Origin of the sequence: Providencia vermicola (assembly GCF_020381325.1) — a bacterium.
GTDB lineage: Bacteria > Pseudomonadota > Gammaproteobacteria > Enterobacterales > Enterobacteriaceae > Providencia > Providencia vermicola.
Genome location: NZ_JAGSPI010000002.1, coordinates 131,972 through 152,131, shown reverse-complemented (window position 1 = coordinate 152,131; position 20,160 = coordinate 131,972). Strand labels below are relative to the sequence as shown.

Sequence of the window (20,160 nt, the reverse complement as noted above, 5' to 3'; positions counted from 1 at the left end):
ATCAAAGATAAACAGCCCTTAGGGCTAAAAGGGGCGCTGTGCAGAAATAGAAAGTTCAGTCAGATAGCTTTCGTTATAAATATGCACAGTGTCTTTTTCGATATTAATAAATCCTTTTTGGCGCCAGCCTGAAACGAGTCGGCTCAAAGTTTCATACCGCATCCCCAGTTTTGCGGCTAGTTGCCCGCGAGATAACGGTAAAATAATATTAGGGGTGAGTTGTTTGTTTTTTAAATCAAGTATATAAGCAGCAAGCCGTTGCTCTGCGGAGCTAGATGTCAGCCAATCGATGTGGTTAATATTTTCATACAGCTTAGCGCTAAAGCGCATGAGTAGTTTTTCCATAATCTGCGGGCAGGTGTGACAAAGGCGCAAAATATCGCGTTTATCAAGGAGCAATGCGTCACCCTCTGTTTTTGCCCGTAAGTTCATGGGATAGCGGTTATGGGGCATAAACACGGCGGCGATCGCAACAATTTCACCTTCAGCAAATAAACCAAAAATTTTCTCTTCGCCTAAGTAAGTATGGCGATATACCTCCATTTGGCCGTTTATCATTAAAGGGCAGTGTTTAAAAGGCTCTCCCTCATGGTTTACAATTTCGCCACTTTTAAATTGAATATAGCCACAGTTTTCAAGTAATAACGCTAAATTTTTTTCTTCAATGCCTGAAAATAATGGGCACTGTTTTAGCGCGTTGATTGATTGAATGTAGGGAAAAACGTTTTTGACAAATGTCATAGGTCATCCTCTTCGGGCACCTTAGAATAGCTTGAGTATAAATGATAATCATACACATTATCAATTAAGTTATTGGCGGAGTGTTAAATAACCCTATGATAAATAATGTTTTTAAGGTTGCAGTCACCGCGTGTACTCTGGGGATGATGGCAAGTGTGAGTGCATCTCAAGCGGTTGATTTTACGGATATGTCGGGTGATGACATTCATCTTTCCGCCCCTGCTAAACGCATTGTCGTGATCCCAATTCCTGCGGCATCCATGCTTGTGGGAATGGATGAAAGTAGCGAAAAACTCGTGGGGATGCACCCTTTTGCGAAAGTCGCAGCGCGGGATGGGATGCTGGGAAAAATGTTCCCCTCGGTACTGCAGGTTAATTCTCATGTTGTCGGGAATAATTTCACCCCCAATATAGAAGCACTGCTGAATGTTGAACCTGATTTGGTGTGGCAGTGGGGGCATCGTGGCGATGATATTATCTCTCCCATGCGTGATGCAGGGCTAACCGTTGCGACACTGGGTTATGGGCAGGAAAGCTATACACAAGAGTGGATCCGCTTGATGGGGAAAACATTAGGCCATAATGAAAAAGCCAATCAAATGATCCAATGGCGCCAACACGTGGTGGAAACGCTTTCTGCCACGACGGCAAAAATCCCTGAATCAGAGCAACCTAAAGTCCTTTATCTTTCACACTTTAATCAAAGTATTCAAACATTTGGTTCAACATCACACAATAATGCAGATTTTGCATTAGCTGGTGGACTGAGCTTAAATCGTAATTTAACAGGGCCAAGGACGCTAAATATTGAGCAAATCTTATTGTGGGATCCTGAAATTATTTTATTGGGTAATTTCGAAGAGGGCCTAGTCCCTGCGGATGTATACCATCACCCAATGTTGAGTGATGTTGCTGCAGTTAAAAATCAGCGAGTATACAAGTTACCCATTGGTGGGTTTATTTGGGATGCGCCTAACCAAGAAACACCATTATATTGGCAGTGGTTATCGATGGTATTTCATCCAGAGGCCAGCAATATTCCTTTACGAGAAGAAATTCGCCAGCGTTACCAGCAGCTTTATGGTTATGACGTCACGGAAGCTGAAATTGATGGCATATTGCAAATTGAACTGAACAAAAATAGCCAGCATTATTTGCAGTTAATGGGGAAACCGAATGCATAGGCCGAGTCTACTTTGGGTGATTTTTACGGTTGGCTTAGTGTTCACGCTTTTATTAGCACTCAGTTTCGGGCGCTATCCCGTTTCATTTTCGTCAGTATTTCATATTCTTCATGATGCGACGCTGGGGAATGAGGCGGGGCTGAGTTATAGCCGTACCGAACAAAATGTGGTGCTAAACGTGCGTTTACCGCGCATCTTAATTGCAGGGATAGCAGGTGCAGGGCTTGCTGTAGCAGGGGCCGCGTTACAAGGAATTTTCCGTAATCCATTGGTTGGCCCTCAAATTATTGGTGTTTCCTCTGGTGCTGCATTGGGCGGTGCCTTAGCTATTTTATTATTTTCATCATTACTGGTTACCATCTCATTTGCTTTTATTGGTGGGTTAGTTGCGATTATTTTTGTTTTCCTGCTGGGTTTAAACCGTCAAGGAAGTCAGCTACTGATGCTGATCCTCGCTGGGGTGATTATTAACGCTTTTTTTGCTGCGCTTATTTCGTTAATCACCTATTTTGCAGACCCAAATAACACACTGCAAACTATTGTATTTTGGTTGATGGGGAGCTTTGCCAGCGCATCCTATTTAAAGTTATCCATTGTTTTTCCTGTCGTTTTAATCTCAGTATTGGTGATTTTTGCGCTACGTTTTCGCATCAATGTACTGTCACTCGGGGAAGAAAATGCACAGGCACTAGGGATGAAAATAAATCGAACACGCTGGGCAGTGTTACTTAGCGTCACCTTGATCACCAGCGCCACAGTCGCGGTATCAGGCACGATTGGCTGGGTTGGGTTAATTGTGCCGCATATTGCACGTATTGTTGTGGGGCACGACCATCGCATTTTACTCCCTGCCAGTGCCGTGATCGGTGGAATTTATATGATTGCTGTTGATACCTTTGCACGCAGTATCACGAATGCAGAAATACCTCTTAGCGTCATCACTGCATTGATTGGAGCACCTATTTTTGCGCTTCTGATCCACACGCTGAATAAAAAGGTGGCTGACTTATGATCCATGTAGAACAGCTTAATTTTTCAATTGGCCAGCGTCAGTTATTCACTAACTTAAGCTTCAGACAACCGAAAGGCAGCATCGGCGCTATTTTAGGGCCAAATGGTAGGGGAAAAACAACCTTATTACGGCTATTGCTGGGGTTACAAAAAGGGGCAAAAGGGCAAGTCTCGTTAAATGCCCCAGTGGCTTATGTACCACAGCTTAGCGGTTCACTATTTCACTATTCCGTTCGTACGATGGTGAGCTTAGGGCGGATCCGACATCTACCTTGGTATGCTTCTTTGAATAAAAATGACCAGCAAATTGTAGCGCAATGCTTGGATTATTTGGGTTTAACTCGTTTTGCTGATCAACCATTTAACCGACTTAGTGGTGGCGAGAAGCAAATGGTCATGATTGCCAGAGCACTGGCGAGCGAACCGAAAATTTTGGTGCTCGATGAGCCGACCTCTGCACTTGATTTGGCCAATCAAGACAATGTGCTCAGCGTGCTGCGCGATTTAGCTCAACAACGGGAAATTACTGTGTTATTTACCAGCCATTACCCACAACATGCGCTGCATATTGCTGACCACTCGCTGTTACTGTTTAACGAAGGGCACTATTTATTTGGCGGCTCACCGCAAATGTTAACCGAAGAAAACCTTGCGCACCTTTACCAGTTACCCGTCGCTATTACACCAATTTCGGAACAAAGTCGCCAAACACAAGGGGTCATTCCTCTATTTAGATAATTTTTGAATTAATACATTGAACTCATTGAGTTAAGGAATATTAAATTATGAGCGATAACACGATTACGCCAGCTGAAGCGCTTAACATCAGCACACTAATTCATTATACCGAACAAGGCATTGCTAGCAGAGTGCTCGCTAAAAATGGCGGTGGAAACATCACATTGTTTGCCTTTGATAAAGGACAGGCACTATCTGAACACAGTGCCCCTTTTGATGCCATCGTGATGGTGGCAGAGGGGAGTTTACTACTCACAATTGATGGCAAGCCTGTTACGGCAAAACCCGGTGAAATTGTGAGAATGCCAGCCAATATTCCCCATGCTGTTGATGCACCAGAGCCTGCTAAAATGCTACTGGTGATGTTACGCGAACCTAATCATGAGTGCGGTCATTAGCTCGGAGGTTATGTATGGAACAATCATTTACAGCACACGAAGCGGGGCACAAATTCTTAGCTCGCCTTGGGAAAAAACGCTTACGACCTGGTGGAAAAATTGCAACTCAGTGGTTATTGAACCAGTCTGGCTTACACAAAGACAGTCAAGTGCTTGAAATTGCCTGTAATATGGGTACGACTGCAATCGAAATCGCTTCACAATTTCGCTGCCATATCACGGGTATTGATATGGATAAACAGGCACTGGAGAAAGCAAAAAAGAATGTGGCACAGCACGATTTAAGTGATTTAATTACCATTCAAATGGCAGATGCCTCAAAATTGCCTTTTGCAGATAACAGCTTTGATGTAGTAATTAACGAAGCGATGCTCACGATGTATGGGGATAAAGCCAAAGGGAAGTTACTACAGGAATATTACCGCGTATTGAAACCAGGGGGCTGCTTATTAACCCACGATATTGCATTTAAAAATGCAGAAAACCCGCAAGATATTGCATCGCAAATGCATCAAGCTATCCATGTTAAAGCTCAGCCATTACCCCATGCGCAATGGATTGATTTATTTAAGCAAGCAGGCTTTCAGCATGTGATGTCCAGCACAGGGCCGATGACTTTATTATCCCCAAAAGGGTTGATTTATGATGAAGGTTTATTGGGGGCAATGAAAATTATTCGTAATGCATTAAAAAAAGAAAATCGCCCGCAATTTTTACGCATGTTCCGCCATTTTCGACAAAACCGTGGAAAGCTAAATTACATTGCCGTGGTCAGTGTGAAATAAGGAAGGCACATTCATATGCGCAAGGATGCGCTGAAAATGATACCTAACACAAATAACCTTTTAATTCATTACTGTAATGATAATAATTATTATATCTAACGTGATTATCAGTTACTATTGCGAATAATTTTCCCGCAATATAGTTAGCGGTGATTTAATCATGTGTCGTTATTGGTTCTGGCGCTGATAACGATGGTATCAATAATTATATTTAAAGGTTTTAACTCAATGAAAATAAAGCACCTTTTTATTCTCTCCCCTTGTTTGCTACCTTTTATATCCCCCTCGGTATTGGCCGCTGATAACAAAGAAGAAAAAATTACAGTCTCTGCAACTCGTGGCTACAAATCAGTTTCAGAAATGGCACAAACCACTTGGGTCATTGATAACGCCGAAATTGAGCAGCAAGCAGAGGGCGGGAAAGAGTTAAAGGATATTTTATCGCAGTTAATTCCAGGAATGAGCGTGAGCGGTCAAGGCCGTACAAACTACGGTATGAATATGCGTGGTCGCTCAATGATAGTGATGGTGGACGGGGTACGCCTTAACTCCTCACGTAGTGACAGTCGCCAGTTAGATTCGATTGATCCTTTTAATATTAACCATATTGAAGTCATTTCTGGTGCGACTGCGATGTACGGTGGCGGCAGTAGCGGTGGTTTAATTAATATCGTGACAAAAAAAGGCCAAGAAGAAAAACAAGTTTCCCTGCAATTAGGTGGGAAAACAGGTTTTAATAACGGGAAAGATCATGATGAAAATGTCGCGGCAGCAGTGAGCGGTGGTAATGAAAACGCGCATGGTCGTATTTCTGTCGCCTATCAACGTTATGGTGGCTGGTATGATGGTAAAGGCGACGCGATTAATATTGATAACACCCAAACAGGGTTACAGTTTTCCGACCGTCTCGATGTGATGGCATCAGGCACCGTAAAAATAAATGAAACACAACAGATTCAAGCGACCTATCAGCATTATAAAAGTGAGTCTGATGGTAAGCATGGCCTATATTTAGGCAAAGATTTTTCTGCAGTGAAGGGGGATGGGAAGGCTTATAACAGCGGTAAATTAAGTTCAGACCGCTTACCAGGCACTGAGCGTAACTTGCTTAATTTACAGTATTCAAATGCAGATATGTTTGGGCAAGATTTTGTTGCTCAGGTCTACTACCGTGATGAATCACAAAAGTTTTATCCGTTCCCAACGTTAACAGAAAAAGAGGTTTCGAGTATCAGTTCCTCTGACCAACAAACCAATTTCTATGGCACTAAGCTAACATTTAATAGCCAGCCCCTTGATGAATTGACGTTAACTTATGGTGTGGATGCGGAGCACGAGCAATTCCGTGCAAACCAAATGTTTTTTGATTTGGATCGTGCAAAAGAATCAGGGGGAATGGATCTCACTAAAGCGTTCCAAATTGGCCGCTACCCAAGCTATACCACCACAAATATGGCGACATTCTTACAAAGCAGCTATGACATCACGCCGATGTTCACTTTAAGCGGTGGTGTGCGTTATCAATATACTGAAAACAAAGTGGATGATTTTGTTGGTTATGCGCAGCAAGAAGCGATAGCTAACGGCAATGGTAAATCTGCAGACGCTGTACCTGGAGGGAAAACTGATTATAACAATTTACTGTTTAATGCAGGGTTGTTGGTTAACCTAACTGAAGAGCAACAAACGTGGTTTAATTTCTCCCAAGGTTTTGAAATCCCTGATATTGCGAAATACTACGGGACAGGTAAATATTCCCCGACTCCAGATGCGAATGGCCATTGGAATTTAGAAAATAGCGTGAATATCAATGATACTAAAGTCAAAGGGATCAAAGTTAACTCCTTTGAGTTAGGTTGGCGCTATACAGGTGAGAACCTGCGCACACAAGTTGCTACCTATTATTCCTTATCTGATAGAAGCTACGGTATTAATAAAGATGACATGACCATTTACATGAAGACCGATAAGCGCCGTATTTATGGGGTAGAAGGTGCTATTGATTACTTCTTTGACGACTCCGACTGGAATGTGGGGAGTAACTTCAACCTGCAAAAATCGGAAACCAAAGTTAATGGTAGCTGGGAAAAATGGAGCGTGGACTTTGCCAGCCCATCTAAAGTTAACGCTTATGTGGGTTGGGAGCCAAATGATTGGTCGCTCCGCTTACAGAGCCAGCAAACATTTAACTTAACTGATGCTGCGGGGAAAAAACTGGATGGCTATAATACCGTTGATTTATTAGGTAGTTACATGTTACCTGTTGGTAAAGTGAGTTTTGCAGTTGAAAACTTACTGGATAAAAACTACTCCACCATTTGGGGGCAGCGCGCACAAGGTTTATATAGCCCGAAATACGGTGCACCAAACCTATATGACTATAAAGGGCGCGGTAGAACCTTTGCACTTAACTACAGTGTGACGTTCTAATTTGACTTAGTCGATGACAAAGCCACTTAACCGTGGCTTAGGTTGTTGACAAAGCAGGATAAAAGCGTGGTTTTTCCTGCTTTGTGTTATCAGCCGAAAATCAATGAATTGATTTTCCTCGTCTATTTTCAAAACCAATCCAGACTGCTGATAAGCCGAATCGGTTTATCAGCAGTCTGAGCCACTTAACAGTGGCTTTATTTATTCAGAATTAATTAAATTTAACGTAAAGGGTACCCCATGAAATTATTTCTCACAGGGTTATTGTGCTTACTGAGCTTCTGGGTACAGGCAAAAACGCCAACAGTGATCACTGACCTGCAAGGCCGTGAAGTTACGGTAAATCTTCCCGTTGAAAAATTATTTTTAGTGGATAGTCGAGACATATTATCGGTGGATATCGCCGCGGGTAAATCGGGGATTTCTCGCATTACGGGATGGAGTGATTCACTGACACAATATGCCCCTGATTTAAAAGAAGCCTATTTTAGTGTATTGCCTGAATTAGAAAAAATACCAACTTTGAAGAAAACCCGTGAAGCAGGGTTGCAAGTTGAAAAGCTAATTGAGCTTGCTCCTGAAGTGATTATTATGCATAAAGCTAATTACGGTGCGATGCGTGATAGCCAAATTCTACCGCAGCTTGAGGCGGCAGGAATTCAGGTGATATTTATCGATTTTCGCATGGATATTGTCAAAAACACCCCAAAAAGTATTTTGTTATTGGGGGAGCTATTAGGTACACAAGAACGTTCCGCACAGTTTGCGGCGCTATACCAAGAAAAATTGTCAGCGATAGAATCCCAACTGACAGAGCCATTTCCTTCTGTACTCATTGAAGCCAATGCGGGCTTATTTGCAGACAACTGTTGCCAATTATATGGGCGTTCAGGTTATGGTGTTTTAGCGTCTTTAGCAGGGGGAAATAACCTTGTAGCAGACAGTTTCCCTGCAAAAGGGGCTGAAAGTTCGATTGAGAATATTATTACATTAAACCCTGAGTTTTATTTTTTAACTGGGGCTGATTGGCAGAATTTTAACCGCCGTTCAATTGCTGTCAGGTTAGGATACCGTGCAAACAAATCTGATTCACAGAAGCAACTGGCGGTATTATTAGATAGGCAAGGGATCTCTTCATTAACATCGGTAAAAGAAAAGCGTGTAATGGCGATTTACCATAATTTTTATAATAACCCAATGAACATATTTGCCGTTGAAGCTATGGCAAAATTTATGCACCCCGAGAGGTTCAGTACATTAAACCCTGAACAAAACTTAACTGATTTCCAACAGCAATTTACCCAGTTGCGCACAGACGGTGTGTTTTGGGTGACATTGCCGTTAAAATAAATATCCTAACTTTTTGTTGGTGCAGTTAGCTAACAAAAAGTTAGATTCAGAACTTTATTATTTCTAGGTTATTTTTCCTTTAAAATCCTTGTAGTATCAAGCCTCCCGTAATATTCCTTAAAATGCTATTATTTCTGTTAGAAAAAGTAGCAGAATTTTTGTTAGCTAAAATCAAGATGTAGATCACAAATTAATCAAATCTCGATTGAGTCTCTATAATGATCTAACTAATATTTAGTTAGGCTTAAAATAAGTTTGGTAGAAAATGAAAATAATCCAAGACAACTTTGAAATGTTATTGGCTGTTATGAAAGGTATTGCAGGCCAATTTGGTGAGAATTGTGAGGTGGTATTGCATGACCATAGTAAAGGTCTTGAAAGCAGTATCGTTGCGATTATCAATGGGCATGTCACTAAGCGAAAAGTGGGCGACCCAAGTAGTAATTTAGGGCTTGAAGTTTTACGTGGAACGGATGTGGATGGTGATAAGTACAATTATTTCACCCAAACAAAAGACGGGAAAATGTTACGTTCAACATCCATCTATTTACGTGACGAAAATGGCAAAGTGTCTGGTGCTCTTTGCATTAACCAAGATATATCAGAGTTTATTGCTGCGGAAAAAGCCATTCAGGGGATCACCCAGAGAAACAGTGTTGAGCAAGATCCAATCAAAGAAGTGTTTGTGACAGACGTAAATGAAATTTTGGATCATCTAATTCAGGAATGCATGCAAGTTATAAAAGTGCCTGTTATCAATATGACGAAAAAAGAAAAAATGGATGCCATTAAGTTCTTTGATGATAGGGGGGCTTTTTTAATTAAAAAAGCAGGCGAGAAAATTTGTGAGTTTTTAAATATTTCCAAATATACCCTTTATACCTATTTGGGTGAATTAAAAGGGGAAGACAATAATGAAGAATAAGAGAGGTTTTTATGCCAATTACGCCTTATGTTGCGTTGGATTTACAGCAACTTGAAAAAAATGTCAGGGGCATGACAGGCAAGTTAACACAGCAGGGAATCGAACATTGGCCACATATTAAAACACACAAATCAGTAGAGTTGGCTAAGTTTGAAATACAATGTGGCGCTAAAGGGATAACCTGTGCCACATTGCATGAAGCAACCATCATGGCAAAAGGTGGGATAGAAAATATTCTTTTAGCTTACCCCATGGTTGGGGAAGACAAATGCCAACAATTTGTTGAGTTAGCAAAGTACGTTAATTTAAGGACTATTGTTGATAGTGTAAAAGGTGCGAAGCAATTATCATCCGCGGCGACTCAAGGAAATGAAATTGTCGAAGTTTATATTGCGGTAGATTATGGTGCACATCGTGAAGGTATCCAACTTGAAGATTTAGAGCCATTTGCATTAGAAATACAAAAATTATCCAATTTAAAAATAATAGGCGTGTTTACTTATGCGGGTACTATTTACCAATATCGCACAGAACCTGAAATTCGCAAAGCTGCAAAAGCGGAAGCTGAGCTTCTGTTATTATGTCAAAAAAGGCTAGAAGCGATTGGTATTGATATTCAACGTACATCCGGTGGTTCAACGCTCTCATCTTTTTATGCAGATGAATTAAAAGGGATTACAGAATCGAGAGCGGGTAATTTTATTTTCGGTGATATGAATGCGATTTATGGGGGAATTTATACACCGAAAGATTGTGCATTAACCATCCGAACAACAATAGTTAGTATTCCTGTTCCTGGTTATGCAACAGTTGATGCAGGAACGAAAACATTAACTTCAGATCAATCTGCAGAAGCTGGGTTTGGTTATATTGTAGAAGACCAAAATATTAAATTAGTTAAACTCAATGAAGAGCATGGTTATCTTCGTTATGATCCAGAAACAGTAAAATTAAATATTGGAGATATATTAAATATTATTCCAAACCATAGCTGTGTTATTCCAAACTTAACAAATAAAATATACGCATTAAATAATAATGAAATAGACCATATTATTACACCAGACGCACGATATTAATTATCGGAGAATAAAATGTATAAATTAAATAGTGAGCAACAAAATGAGTTGCTTGAGCTTCTTTGCGCCTTAATTCAGCATAAGTCTGAAAATCCACCAGGGGAAGAACAGCAGGTTGCTGAATTTATATATCATTATTTTAAGCAAGAAAATATTGATGTTGAGATGCAAGAGGTTGCTTCTGGTAGGCCAAATGTTATTGCTTATTTGAAGGGAACAGGAAAAGGGAAACATCTTTTATTTAACGGACATATTGATGTGGTTCCTTGTGGCTGTGGTTGGAGTACTGAACCTTTTGAACCCGTAATTAAAGATGGCAAAGTATTTGGTCGTGGTGCCGCTGATATGAAATCAGGGGTTGCCGCTATGATGTACGCTGCAACTTTATTAAAGCGCAACCAAGATGCATTTTCAGGGGATTTAACGTTAGTTTTTAATGTTGACGAAGAAAGAATTAATCTGGGCATGTTGCACTATATTAAAGATGGAATTAGTGCTGATTACGCCATTATTGGCGAGCCAACCTCCCTTGATGTTTGTATTGCGCATAAAGGAGTCAGCCGTTATAACCTGAGCACGAAAGGAACTGCGGGGCATGCAGCAAAAACACGGTATCCAGATAGTGCAATTTCTAAAATGGCAAAGATACTACCAGCATTAGAACAACATCGTGCTTCTGTTGAAGAAATAGAGCATAAATTGTTAGGTAAGGCTTCCATGATTATTACCACAATCAATGGGGGAACAGCACCAAATATTGTACCTCAACATTGTGATATTGAAATTGATAGGCGTTTAGTTCCAGGAGAAGATAAACATAAGATTGAACAAAGAATTCACCAAGCAATTGCGGAATATAACCAAGGTGAAGAAATTGAATATCATTTAGATAATTACTTGTTTATTCCTGCATCAGATATTCCTGTTGACCATGAACTCACTCAGGTGGCTTTAGATACAGTCAGTCGTTTTGCAGAAAAAACAGTACAGCCACAGATATTTGAAGCAACATGTGAAGCCCCTTTTTTCTCTGTGACGAGCAAAATTCCAACACTAATTATGGGGCCTGGAGGCTTAGCTCAAGCACATGTTAAGGATGAGTTTGTTGAAATAAGCGAATTGTATCTTGCAGCAGAAATTTATTATGACATGGCAAATATATTGCTAAATAAATAGGAATAATTAATGAATATTGAAAAGAAACTAGAAGAAAAAGGAATTACATTAGCCACACCGGGGGCTCCTAAGTTTTCATATGTCTCAATTAAGCAATATGGCGATTTACTTTATACATCAGGGCATGACTGTCAAAAAGAGGGTAAATTACTTTATTCAGGAGTGCTGGGAAAAGATCTCTCAGTGGAGGAAGGAAAAGAAGCTGCTAAGCAATGTATTATCAATATATTTTCATCACTGAAAGCTTATTTAGGTGATCTAGATAAAATTGATGAATGTATTAAGTTACTCGGATTTGTACAAAGCACTGATGATTTTAAAAACCAGCCTCAAGTTATGAATGGTGCTTCAGATTTTTTAATTGAAATACTTGGAGATAAAGGTAAGCATGCGCGTTCAGCAATAGGTACAAATACATTGCCTTTTGATACGCCAGTGGAAATTGAATTGATAATAAAACTAAAATCGTAATACAAATAAAAATTAAACATTATTAATAATATAAATCTGCGGAATATCGTTTATTCCGCAGGATCCTATTACGTCTTAAAGGTACTTAATTATGTCACTACATGCGAGTAAAAGACTAAAGCGCTGGCAATTTATTGCGCTCACATTCTTGCTGATAGCAGGTATTATTAACTTTTTAGATAGAGCATCCCTTTCTATTGCAAACTCTACAATAAGTAAAGAATTAGGGTTTAGTGCAACACAAATGGGGCTGTTATTGTCAGTCTTCTCGTTTGGTTATGCATTATGCCAGTTGCCAATAGGCATGGTCATGGAACGTTTTGGTGTTAAAAAAATCTATGGTTTTGGCTTATTTTTATGGTCGTTAGCTCAGACTGTTACGGGCTTATTATCATCATTTACTCACTTAATTATTGCGCGTGTTTTCTTAGGTATTGGTGAAGCCCCTCATCTGCCGACAGGCGTTAAAGTCGTTAATGACTGGTATAATATTCGTGAGCGTGGCCTACCAATGGGGATTGTTAATATGTCCTCTACACTCGCACAAGCATTAGCTCCACCATTATTAATTGCGTTAATGCTAGCGTTTGGGTGGCGTACCATGTTTATTATTATTGGTATTAGCGGTATCATTCTTTCAATCCTATGGTTCATTTTCTATCGTAACCGTGAGCAATTAGATTTAACTGAAGAAGAATTAAGTTATTTAAATGATGGGGCTCCACCTTCATCATCCAATAAAGTTTCTTTTAAAGAATGGGCATCCTTATTTAAACAACGCTCATTATGGGGAATGATTATTGGTTTTAATGGTGTGGGTTACATGGTTTGGTTATATTTAACTTGGTTACCTGCATATTTAGAGAGTTCACGTGGCTTAAGCCTAGAAAAAACAGGTTGGGTTGCTGCTATACCGTTTTTATTTGGTGCATTAGGCATGTTAGTGAATGGTGTTGTTGCAGACTATGTTGTCAAACGTGGCGCGGATAAAATGAAAAGCCGTAAATGGATGATTTGTTTAGGGCTATTATCTGCAGCAATATTTACATTACCCGCGGCATATACAGACAGCACTTTCTCAGCAGTTGCATGCATTAGTATGGCACTGTTTTCTATTCACTTTGCAGGGACATCTGCGTGGGGACTTATTTTAGTTTCAGTTCCTTCACGTCTAATTACTTCTGTTAGTGGGATTCAGAATTTTGGTGGCTTTATTGGTGGTTCATTTGCACCGATTGTCACTGGTATTATTGTTGACCAAACACACTCATTTACGCTGGCATTAGTTGTATGTGCAACAGTGGCATTTTTAGCATCGTTGGTTTATTTCTTCTTTGTGAATGAACCTATTAAAGATCCAGCTGAGATGCAGCTACAGAATGCTTAAGTGTTAGTTATAAATTTAAAAACCACCAATATCGGTGGTTTTTTTACGATTCAATTCGAATGTTGGATGCCAAATAATCAATAAAAGTTCGCGTCTTAGCGGGTAAAACAGAAGTGCTTGGGTAAAGTAGTTGAATGTTTTGCTTGGGTAAATGGTATTCAGGAAGAACGCGGACTAAACGTTTAGCGTTTAAATCCTCATTCACCAGCCAAGCGGGGCAAATAGCGATACCTAAAGAGGCTAATACCATTTGGTGGATCACTGCAGCGGAGTTGGACTCATATTGGCTTGTTATTGAGGGGATACTAAAGTTTTCTCCGCGGTTATTTTGCATAACATATTGGTTATCTTGCCAATTTAACAGCGAATGGTTCACCCAAGGTACGTGTGCAAGGTCAGAAACCTGATTAATCGGGTATTTTTGAACAAATTTAGGGCTAGCAACCAAATAAATATTGTAGTTACCTAATTTTTTCATTTTGAGTGATGAGCTTTTTAAATTACCAAGGCGAATGGAGACATCAAGTTTTTCTGTAATTAAATCATCTAGAGATGAATTGACGGAATATTGTAATTTTAACTTAGGATAAAGGCGGCAAAATTCAGGAAGCAAGGGAAGAATAAAGCGTTGACCAAATTCACTTGTTGATGAAAAGCGTAATAAGCCTGAAATATTGGTACCTAAATTCTGGCTCTTTTCAAAGGCCTCATTAATTTGACTTTGAATATGTTTAAAGTCTTCGTAAAAATGTTTCCCAACCTCGGTTAGGGCAATATTACGGGTATTTCGCGTTAGTAAACTCACATTTAACTCAGTTTCTAATTGCTTTATGTCAACACTGATCATTGAGCGACTTAGCCCTAAGATATCCGCAGCTTTGGTGAAAGAGCCTGAATCTACGACCTGAAGAAAACTGATAATTTTTTTTAAATTTTTTTGCATAATGGTTTTTATTGTTCTGTTTTATTAAACAATGATTTTACTTCTCTTATATCGACAAGGAAAGGAGTAATCCTTACTCTTTGCCGCTATAGGGGGGGATATGTCTTATCGTTATAAAATTGCGACCGTGTTTTTACTCGGTTTCTTTATTGATTGTATTAATATTTTTATGTCGGCGATTGCATTGCCTGATATCGCATCATCATTTTCGGCTAGCCAATCACAGGTGGCATGGGTTGCGAATGCGTATATTTTAGGACTAGTGCTAGTGATGCCGATTAGCTTGTGGCTAGCAGGGCGGTTTGGTAATCAAAAACTACTGTGTTATTCAATGCTACTTTTCACACTTGCAGTGTGGCTAAGCGGTTCAAGCCAGTCTATTTATAGTTTGATTTTTTGGCGTTTCGTCCAAGGAATGGCTGGTGGGTTATTAATTCCTGTAGGACAAGCACTTGTTTTTGCGTTATTTCCCAATAACGATCGCCAACGTATATCGACATTAATTATGACGGTGGCGCTCATTGCTCCTGCTTTTTCGCCAGCGATTGGTGGCGTAATTATTGATGCGTTATCTTGGCATTGGATTTTTTATTCTAATATCCCATTTTCTTTATTAACGGCAGTACTTGCTTGGGGGTGGATAAAAAATGATGGACAAGTATCACGAGAAAAACCAGATATTTTCGGCCTGATAATGGTCAGTATCAGTTTACTTTGTTTGTTATTGTCTTTTTCGCTGTATAACGATTATCACAGTGTGGTATTGGCTCTTTCCAGTTTTTTTAGCTCAGTTGTGGTGTTTATTTTTTACCTTAGTTATGCCAAAAAATGCCGCGAACCTATTTTAAATTTTCAGTTATTAAAAAATAGTAACTTGCGTAATGCCTTTATTGTTTATTACGCAGTGCCTGGTATTTTTACTGGGGTAAATTTGCTCAATATTTTTAACTTACAAATTAATTTGGGCTTTAATGCAGGGCAAACAGGGTTATTTATGATTTTGTATGCTGCTGGTGCTGTTATCTCGATGGTTTCTGGCGGGCGTCTTTATTTTCGTATAGGGAAAAAGTGCTTATTTGTTCTCGGTATTGTATTGCATAGCTTGGGAATATTTTTACTTTATTGGGTATCCAGTTCCGCACAATTAAATTTATTGGTGATGGCATATTTATTCATGGGCATGGGGGGCGGATTAAGTGCGAATATAGCCCAAATTAGTTCATTAATGGATTTTAAAGATAAAGATTTATTGCAAGGAAGTGTGTTGTGGAATATCAATCGCCAAGTCGCTTTCAGCGTAGGTGCTGTTGTTTTAATTTCCATATTTAGCCTAATGCCATCTTCGGATCAGCTATCTAACTACCAATATACTTTTTTAATTGCTTCTATTCTTGGGCTATTTTCATTAATTTCAGTCAGTAAGGAAAAATAAATGCGTGATTCAATGCAAAAGGCACTGCAAAGTGTTGTCGATATACATGTGTTAATTGAAGATGTTTTCACGGGTCGCAATAGTGATAAAAGTGTTGCTCCATTATTAGCCAGTTTTACTGAAAACTTTAAAATGGTCACCATCGGTGGGCAGCGAATTGGCTTAGCTGAGGTGACAGGGCTATTTAGCCAAAATGTCGGTGCAAAACCCTCATTTCTGACAGTACCATTTGAGGTTATTCCGTTATTTGAAGCTGGCGAGCGGTGTTGGATTCAATATCAGGAACGACAAGAAAATGAAGGGATCACAACATTAAGGACATCTACAGTCTGTATTCGAGTTGTCGATAACCAATGCTATTGGGAATATCTGCATGAAACCCCCGTTTTAAATAACTAGTTTTTCCCTTTATTAATAAACAACGGCTGATTAGGCCGTTTTTTTATGTTTGGTAGAAAATATTTTGCTCGCCTATTTTATAAGTAATGATATTCATTCTCATTTTTAGTTGACTGTCGGTCGGTCAAATTTTATGATGTTGCCATAACGAAGATGAGGTAGATGAAATGAGACGATTATTTTTGATCGTTGCCGTGTGTTTAGGCACATTTATGGCAACATTGGATATCAGCATTGTGAATGTGGCACTCCCTGCAATTGGTGAAGATCTTGGGGCGAGTCTGTCGATGTTACAGTGGATTATTGATGCATATGCGCTATGTCTATCTGCATTGATCCTTTCTGTTGGCCCTATCAGTGATCGCTATGGGCGCAAAAAAGTGTGGTTAATGGGAATTGTGATCTTTACTTTAGGCTCTGCAATTTGTGCATTTTCAGTATCTTCTCAGATGCTAATTATTGGCCGAGTTATTCAAGGGATAGCAGCTGCAGCATTGATTCCTGGTGCGCTTTCAATTATTACTCAAGCCTTTAGCAACGATATTGAACGGATTAAAATTATTGGAATTTGGTCAGCAGTTAGCGCGCTTTCATTAATTATTGGCCCAATATTAGGGGGCTTTTTGGTTGATACCTTTGATTGGATGACGATTTTTTTAATCAACATTCCAATTGGTTTACTGACCCTATTGCTAGGGTGGATTGGGATCAATGAAAGTGCCGATCCTGAGAAAGCCGCTTTTGATCCTTTGGGGCAACTATTGAGTATTGTAACGTTAGGTAGCGTTACTTTTGCTTTAATTGAAGCGGGGGATAAAGGCTGGGGAAATTATTTCACGCTAAGTGGATTAGCTATTTTTACAGTAGCGGCTTTAGTCTTTATTTGGGTAGAGAAGCGAGTGGAGAAACCATTGCTTCCTTTTTTCCTTTTTAAAACAAACCCTTTTTTCTTTCAATATAATATGGCCTCTTTTGCGCTAGGTTTTGCCACCTACAGCAATGTGTTTTTTATCGCGCTATTCTTACAAAAAGGCCAAGGGTGGGGGGCTTTTGAAGCAGGGATCCGTATGGCGCCAGAATTTATCGCGATGGCGATATTTTCATTTTCATTTGGCAAATTATCCCGTTTTTTAAGTGTACGTCATTTAATGATTGTTGGATTTATTTTAATCGCGAGTGCGTCATTGTTATTTACGCAGGTAAATTCTGAAACGAATTATCTGCCTATTGCATTGATATTATTCGTTTTAGGCGCAGGAATGGGGATGTCGACGCCTGCAATTGGTGCTTTAGTGATGGCGAGTGTTGAAAAAGCTTATTCAGGCATTGCATCAGCGATAATGAATGCGTTAAGACAGACAGGGATGACGCTAGGGATAGCGCTATTAGGCACATTAATGACTCATCGTGCGGTAAGCCAATTACTCCATGATGATAGGTTAAATAGCGCGATGTCTTCTCAAGAAATCGAACGTTTAATTCATAGTTCTGGTTCTATGCCATCGTTGCTGGTTGAACAACTAACGCGTTCTGCTTTTGTTTCAGGGTTCAATGTGGCAATGTTTGGTGGTGCAATCGCGATTATGGCAACGTTATGCTTAATGATGAAAAATAAAATGATGAAATGAAATTGCGCCGATAAAAAAACACCTGCCAAGGCAGGTGTTTTTGTCTATTCGAATAACGTGTTCTTATTCATCAAGGAAGCTGCGCAGAACTTCTGAGCGGCTTGGGTGACGCAGTTTACGTAGTGCTTTCGCTTCAATCTGACGAATACGTTCACGGGTAACATCAAACTGTTTACCCACTTCTTCAAGAGTATGGTCAGTATTCATGTCGATACCAAAACGCATGCGCAGAACTTTCGCTTCACGTGCTGTTAAGCCTGCTAACACTTCGTGAGTTGCAGAGCGTAAGCTTTCTGACGTTGCTGAGTCTAAAGGCAGCTCTAAAGTCGTATCTTCAATGAAATCGCCTAAATGTGAATCTTCATCATCACCGATAGGGGTTTCCATTGAGATTGGCTCTTTTGCAATCTTCAGAACTTTACGTATTTTATCTTCTGGCATTAGCATGCGTTCAGCCAGTTCTTCTGGCGATGGCTCACGGCCCATTTCTTGCAGCATTTGACGAGAGATACGGTTCAGTTTATTGATGGTTTCAATCATGTGAACCGGAATACGAATTGTACGTGCTTGGTCAGCGATTGAACGCGTGATAGCCTGACGGATCCACCAAGTTGCATAAGTTGAGAACTTATAACCACGGCGGTATTCAAACTTATCAACGGCTTTCATCAGACCGATATTACCTTCTTGGATCAGGTCAAGGAATTGCAAGCCACGGTTGGTGTATTTCTTCGCGATAGAAATAACCAGACGCAAGTTCGCTTCAACCATTTCTTTTTTCGCACGGCGAGCTTTCGCTTCACCGATAGACATACGACGGTTGATATCTTTAACTTGTTCGATTGTCAGGCCAGTTTCTTCTTCAATTTGACGTAGTCTTTGTAGGCAACGCAGAATTTCTTCTTCAACTTCAAGCAGTTTTTCAGACCATGGCTTGTTCATCGCTTTTGCTGCTGTTAACCAAGTCTCGCTGGTTTCATTACCGCTGAATAAGGTGATGAAGTTTTTCTTCGGCATTTTGCACTGTTCAACACACAGTTTCATGATAGTACGTTCTTGTAAACGAACGCGATCCATCATTTCACGCATGTTATTGACCAGATAGTCAAATTGCTTCGGTACTAAACGGAACTCTTTGAACACTTCGGAAAGTTGTTCAATTGCAGCGGCGGTTTTTGCATCGCTGCGTCCATATTGTTTGATATGTTGACGCGTGCTTTCATACTGTTCACGAAGATCAGAGAATTTCTGGCGTGCTAATTCAGGATCGATGCTATTATCGTCATCGCTATCGCTGTCATCGCCGTCTTCATCTTCTTCATCTTCATCGTCGTCTTTATCCAACTCTTCTTGTGGTAATTCAGAGCCGACGTGGGTGGCAGTAGGGGCAAGATCTTCTTCCGCATTAGGGTCAACAAAGCCAGTAATCAAGTCAGATAGACGGCTTTCACCTGCTTCAACACGGTCGTATTGCTCGAGAAGATAAGTGATAGCCTCAGGGTATTCAGCAACAGAGCACTGAACCTGATTAATCCCATCTTCGATACGTTTTGCGATGTCGATTTCACCTTCACGGGTGAGAAGTTCGACAGTCCCCATTTCACGCATATACATGCGAACAGGGTCAGTAGTACGGCCAATTTCACTCTCAACACTGGATAAAACTTGTGCAGCGGCCTCTGCTGCATCTTCATCCGTATCGGAAGTATTCTCAGCCAAAATCAAATCATCGGCATCAGGTGCTTCTTCCATGACCTGGATGCCCATGTCATTAATCATCTGAATGATATCTTCAATTTGATCTGAATCGACGATATCTTCCGGCAGATGGTCGTTGACCTCAGCATAGGTTAAGTAACCTTGCTCTTTACCCTTGGTGACGAGTAGCTTAAGCTGCGACTGCGGGTTTTGCTCCATAAGACGGTATCCACACTTCTGAGTATTTAGATTGGTGTCGGTCGGCGAAACATTCGGCCAACAAGAACATACAAAGGGAAATATTTATTATTTGCTACGCCCTTTATTTTCGCAGCATTTTACAGGCATCTGCCTTGTGTTTAGCGGCACTTAAGCCGTTTTATAT

General features: G+C 40.1%; 18 protein-coding genes. 15 read left to right on the top strand and 3 right to left on the bottom strand.

The window, feature by feature from the left end:
* Positions 1–24: 24 nt before the first annotated feature.
* Complete coding sequence (locus KDJ85_RS03235) at positions 25–741, bottom strand: Crp/Fnr family transcriptional regulator (RefSeq protein WP_225818456.1); 717 nt, start codon at positions 739–741, stop codon at positions 25–27.
* A 95-nt stretch (positions 742–836) separates the two neighbouring features.
* Between KDJ85_RS03235 and KDJ85_RS03230 the strand changes: the two genes are divergently transcribed.
* From KDJ85_RS03230 to KDJ85_RS03175, 12 genes are all read left to right on the top strand, one after another.
* The gene (locus tag KDJ85_RS03230; RefSeq protein ID WP_225818455.1) at positions 837–1,925 is read left to right on the top strand and encodes an ABC transporter substrate-binding protein; all 1,089 of its coding nucleotides are present in this window, start codon (positions 837–839) and stop codon (positions 1,923–1,925) included.
* Complete coding sequence (locus KDJ85_RS03225; protein ID WP_225818454.1) at positions 1,918–2,937, top strand: FecCD family ABC transporter permease; 1,020 nt, start codon at positions 1,918–1,920, stop codon at positions 2,935–2,937. The genes KDJ85_RS03230 and KDJ85_RS03225 overlap by 8 nt, the downstream gene beginning before the upstream one ends.
* The gene (locus KDJ85_RS03220; RefSeq protein ID WP_225818453.1) at positions 2,934–3,674 is read left to right on the top strand and encodes an ABC transporter ATP-binding protein; all 741 of its coding nucleotides are present in this window, start codon (positions 2,934–2,936) and stop codon (positions 3,672–3,674) included. The genes KDJ85_RS03225 and KDJ85_RS03220 overlap by 4 nt, the downstream gene beginning before the upstream one ends.
* Positions 3,675–3,721: 47 nt before the next feature.
* Entirely contained in the window at positions 3,722–4,072 is a 351-nt protein-coding gene (locus KDJ85_RS03215; RefSeq protein WP_225818452.1) for a cupin domain-containing protein, read from the top strand.
* 14 nt (positions 4,073–4,086) lie between these two features.
* Positions 4,087–4,857: a class I SAM-dependent methyltransferase gene (locus tag KDJ85_RS03210; RefSeq protein WP_225818451.1), complete on the top strand. Its 771-nt coding sequence runs from the start codon at positions 4,087–4,089 to the stop codon at positions 4,855–4,857.
* A 228-nt stretch (positions 4,858–5,085) separates the two neighbouring features.
* Positions 5,086–7,287 carry a TonB-dependent siderophore receptor gene (locus KDJ85_RS03205; RefSeq protein WP_225818450.1) on the top strand — a complete coding sequence of 734 codons (2,202 nt, stop codon included), beginning with the start codon at positions 5,086–5,088 and terminating at the stop codon, positions 7,285–7,287.
* A 240-nt stretch (positions 7,288–7,527) separates the two neighbouring features.
* Entirely contained in the window at positions 7,528–8,637 is a 1,110-nt protein-coding gene (locus KDJ85_RS03200) for an ABC transporter substrate-binding protein (RefSeq protein ID WP_225818449.1), read from the top strand.
* Positions 8,638–8,902: 265 nt separating this feature from the next.
* Complete coding sequence (locus KDJ85_RS03195) at positions 8,903–9,562, top strand: helix-turn-helix transcriptional regulator (protein WP_206083670.1); 660 nt, start codon at positions 8,903–8,905, stop codon at positions 9,560–9,562.
* 11 nt (positions 9,563–9,573) lie between these two features.
* Positions 9,574–10,641: an alanine racemase gene (locus KDJ85_RS03190; protein ID WP_225818448.1), complete on the top strand. Its 1,068-nt coding sequence runs from the start codon at positions 9,574–9,576 to the stop codon at positions 10,639–10,641.
* Between the two features lie 15 nt (positions 10,642–10,656).
* Positions 10,657–11,817 carry a M20 family metallopeptidase gene (locus tag KDJ85_RS03185; RefSeq protein WP_225818447.1) on the top strand — a complete coding sequence of 387 codons (1,161 nt, stop codon included), beginning with the start codon at positions 10,657–10,659 and terminating at the stop codon, positions 11,815–11,817.
* 9 nt (positions 11,818–11,826) lie between these two features.
* On the top strand, positions 11,827–12,288 hold the full coding sequence (locus tag KDJ85_RS03180) for a RidA family protein (RefSeq protein ID WP_225818446.1): 462 nt from the start codon (positions 11,827–11,829) through the stop codon (positions 12,286–12,288).
* Positions 12,289–12,379: 91 nt separating this feature from the next.
* Positions 12,380–13,675, top strand: a complete 1,296-nt coding sequence (locus KDJ85_RS03175; RefSeq protein ID WP_206083674.1) for an MFS transporter — start codon at positions 12,380–12,382, stop codon at positions 13,673–13,675.
* A gap of 43 nt (positions 13,676–13,718) precedes the next feature.
* Here the strand turns inward: KDJ85_RS03175 and KDJ85_RS03170 are convergent, their stop codons facing one another.
* Entirely contained in the window at positions 13,719–14,618 is a 900-nt protein-coding gene (locus KDJ85_RS03170; protein ID WP_225818445.1) for a LysR family transcriptional regulator, read from the bottom strand.
* A 100-nt stretch (positions 14,619–14,718) separates the two neighbouring features.
* Between KDJ85_RS03170 and KDJ85_RS03165 the strand changes: the two genes are divergently transcribed.
* From KDJ85_RS03165 to KDJ85_RS03155, 3 genes are all read left to right on the top strand, one after another.
* The gene (locus KDJ85_RS03165) at positions 14,719–16,050 is read left to right on the top strand and encodes an MFS transporter (RefSeq protein ID WP_225818444.1); all 1,332 of its coding nucleotides are present in this window, start codon (positions 14,719–14,721) and stop codon (positions 16,048–16,050) included.
* Positions 16,051–16,449, top strand: coding sequence for a hypothetical protein (locus KDJ85_RS03160; RefSeq protein ID WP_225818443.1), 399 nt, complete (start codon positions 16,051–16,053; stop codon positions 16,447–16,449). It begins immediately after the preceding gene.
* 167 nt (positions 16,450–16,616) lie between these two features.
* Complete coding sequence (locus KDJ85_RS03155; protein ID WP_225818442.1) at positions 16,617–18,077, top strand: MFS transporter; 1,461 nt, start codon at positions 16,617–16,619, stop codon at positions 18,075–18,077.
* Between the two features lie 63 nt (positions 18,078–18,140).
* On the opposite strand, the gene rpoD is transcribed toward KDJ85_RS03155, so the two are convergent.
* Positions 18,141–20,078 (bottom strand): RNA polymerase sigma factor RpoD, encoded by a 1,938-nt coding sequence (rpoD, locus tag KDJ85_RS03150; protein WP_225818676.1) that lies wholly within the window; start codon positions 20,076–20,078, stop codon positions 18,141–18,143.
* Positions 20,079–20,160: the final 82 nt, after the last annotated feature.

Excerpts from the sequence above, each read along its gene's own strand:
- KDJ85_RS03235 (WP_225818456.1), bottom strand. The coding sequence starts at position 741 with ATGACATTTGTCAAAAACGTTTTTCCCTACATTCAATCAATCAACGCG.
- KDJ85_RS03230 (WP_225818455.1), top strand. The coding sequence starts at position 837 with ATGATAAATAATGTTTTTAAGGTTGCAGTCACCGCGTGTACTCTGGGG.
- KDJ85_RS03225 (WP_225818454.1), top strand. The coding sequence starts at position 1,918 with ATGCATAGGCCGAGTCTACTTTGGGTGATTTTTACGGTTGGCTTAGTG.
- KDJ85_RS03220 (WP_225818453.1), top strand. The coding sequence starts at position 2,934 with ATGATCCATGTAGAACAGCTTAATTTTTCAATTGGCCAGCGTCAGTTA.
- KDJ85_RS03215 (WP_225818452.1), top strand. The coding sequence starts at position 3,722 with ATGAGCGATAACACGATTACGCCAGCTGAAGCGCTTAACATCAGCACA.
- KDJ85_RS03210 (WP_225818451.1), top strand. The coding sequence starts at position 4,087 with ATGGAACAATCATTTACAGCACACGAAGCGGGGCACAAATTCTTAGCT.
- KDJ85_RS03205 (WP_225818450.1), top strand. The coding sequence starts at position 5,086 with ATGAAAATAAAGCACCTTTTTATTCTCTCCCCTTGTTTGCTACCTTTT.
- KDJ85_RS03200 (WP_225818449.1), top strand. The coding sequence starts at position 7,528 with ATGAAATTATTTCTCACAGGGTTATTGTGCTTACTGAGCTTCTGGGTA.
- KDJ85_RS03195 (WP_206083670.1), top strand. The coding sequence starts at position 8,903 with ATGAAAATAATCCAAGACAACTTTGAAATGTTATTGGCTGTTATGAAA.
- KDJ85_RS03190 (WP_225818448.1), top strand. The coding sequence starts at position 9,574 with ATGCCAATTACGCCTTATGTTGCGTTGGATTTACAGCAACTTGAAAAA.
- KDJ85_RS03185 (WP_225818447.1), top strand. The coding sequence starts at position 10,657 with ATGTATAAATTAAATAGTGAGCAACAAAATGAGTTGCTTGAGCTTCTT.
- KDJ85_RS03180 (WP_225818446.1), top strand. The coding sequence starts at position 11,827 with ATGAATATTGAAAAGAAACTAGAAGAAAAAGGAATTACATTAGCCACA.
- KDJ85_RS03175 (WP_206083674.1), top strand. The coding sequence starts at position 12,380 with ATGTCACTACATGCGAGTAAAAGACTAAAGCGCTGGCAATTTATTGCG.
- KDJ85_RS03170 (WP_225818445.1), bottom strand. The coding sequence starts at position 14,618 with ATGCAAAAAAATTTAAAAAAAATTATCAGTTTTCTTCAGGTCGTAGAT.
- KDJ85_RS03165 (WP_225818444.1), top strand. The coding sequence starts at position 14,719 with ATGTCTTATCGTTATAAAATTGCGACCGTGTTTTTACTCGGTTTCTTT.
- KDJ85_RS03160 (WP_225818443.1), top strand. The coding sequence starts at position 16,051 with ATGCGTGATTCAATGCAAAAGGCACTGCAAAGTGTTGTCGATATACAT.
- KDJ85_RS03155 (WP_225818442.1), top strand. The coding sequence starts at position 16,617 with ATGAGACGATTATTTTTGATCGTTGCCGTGTGTTTAGGCACATTTATG.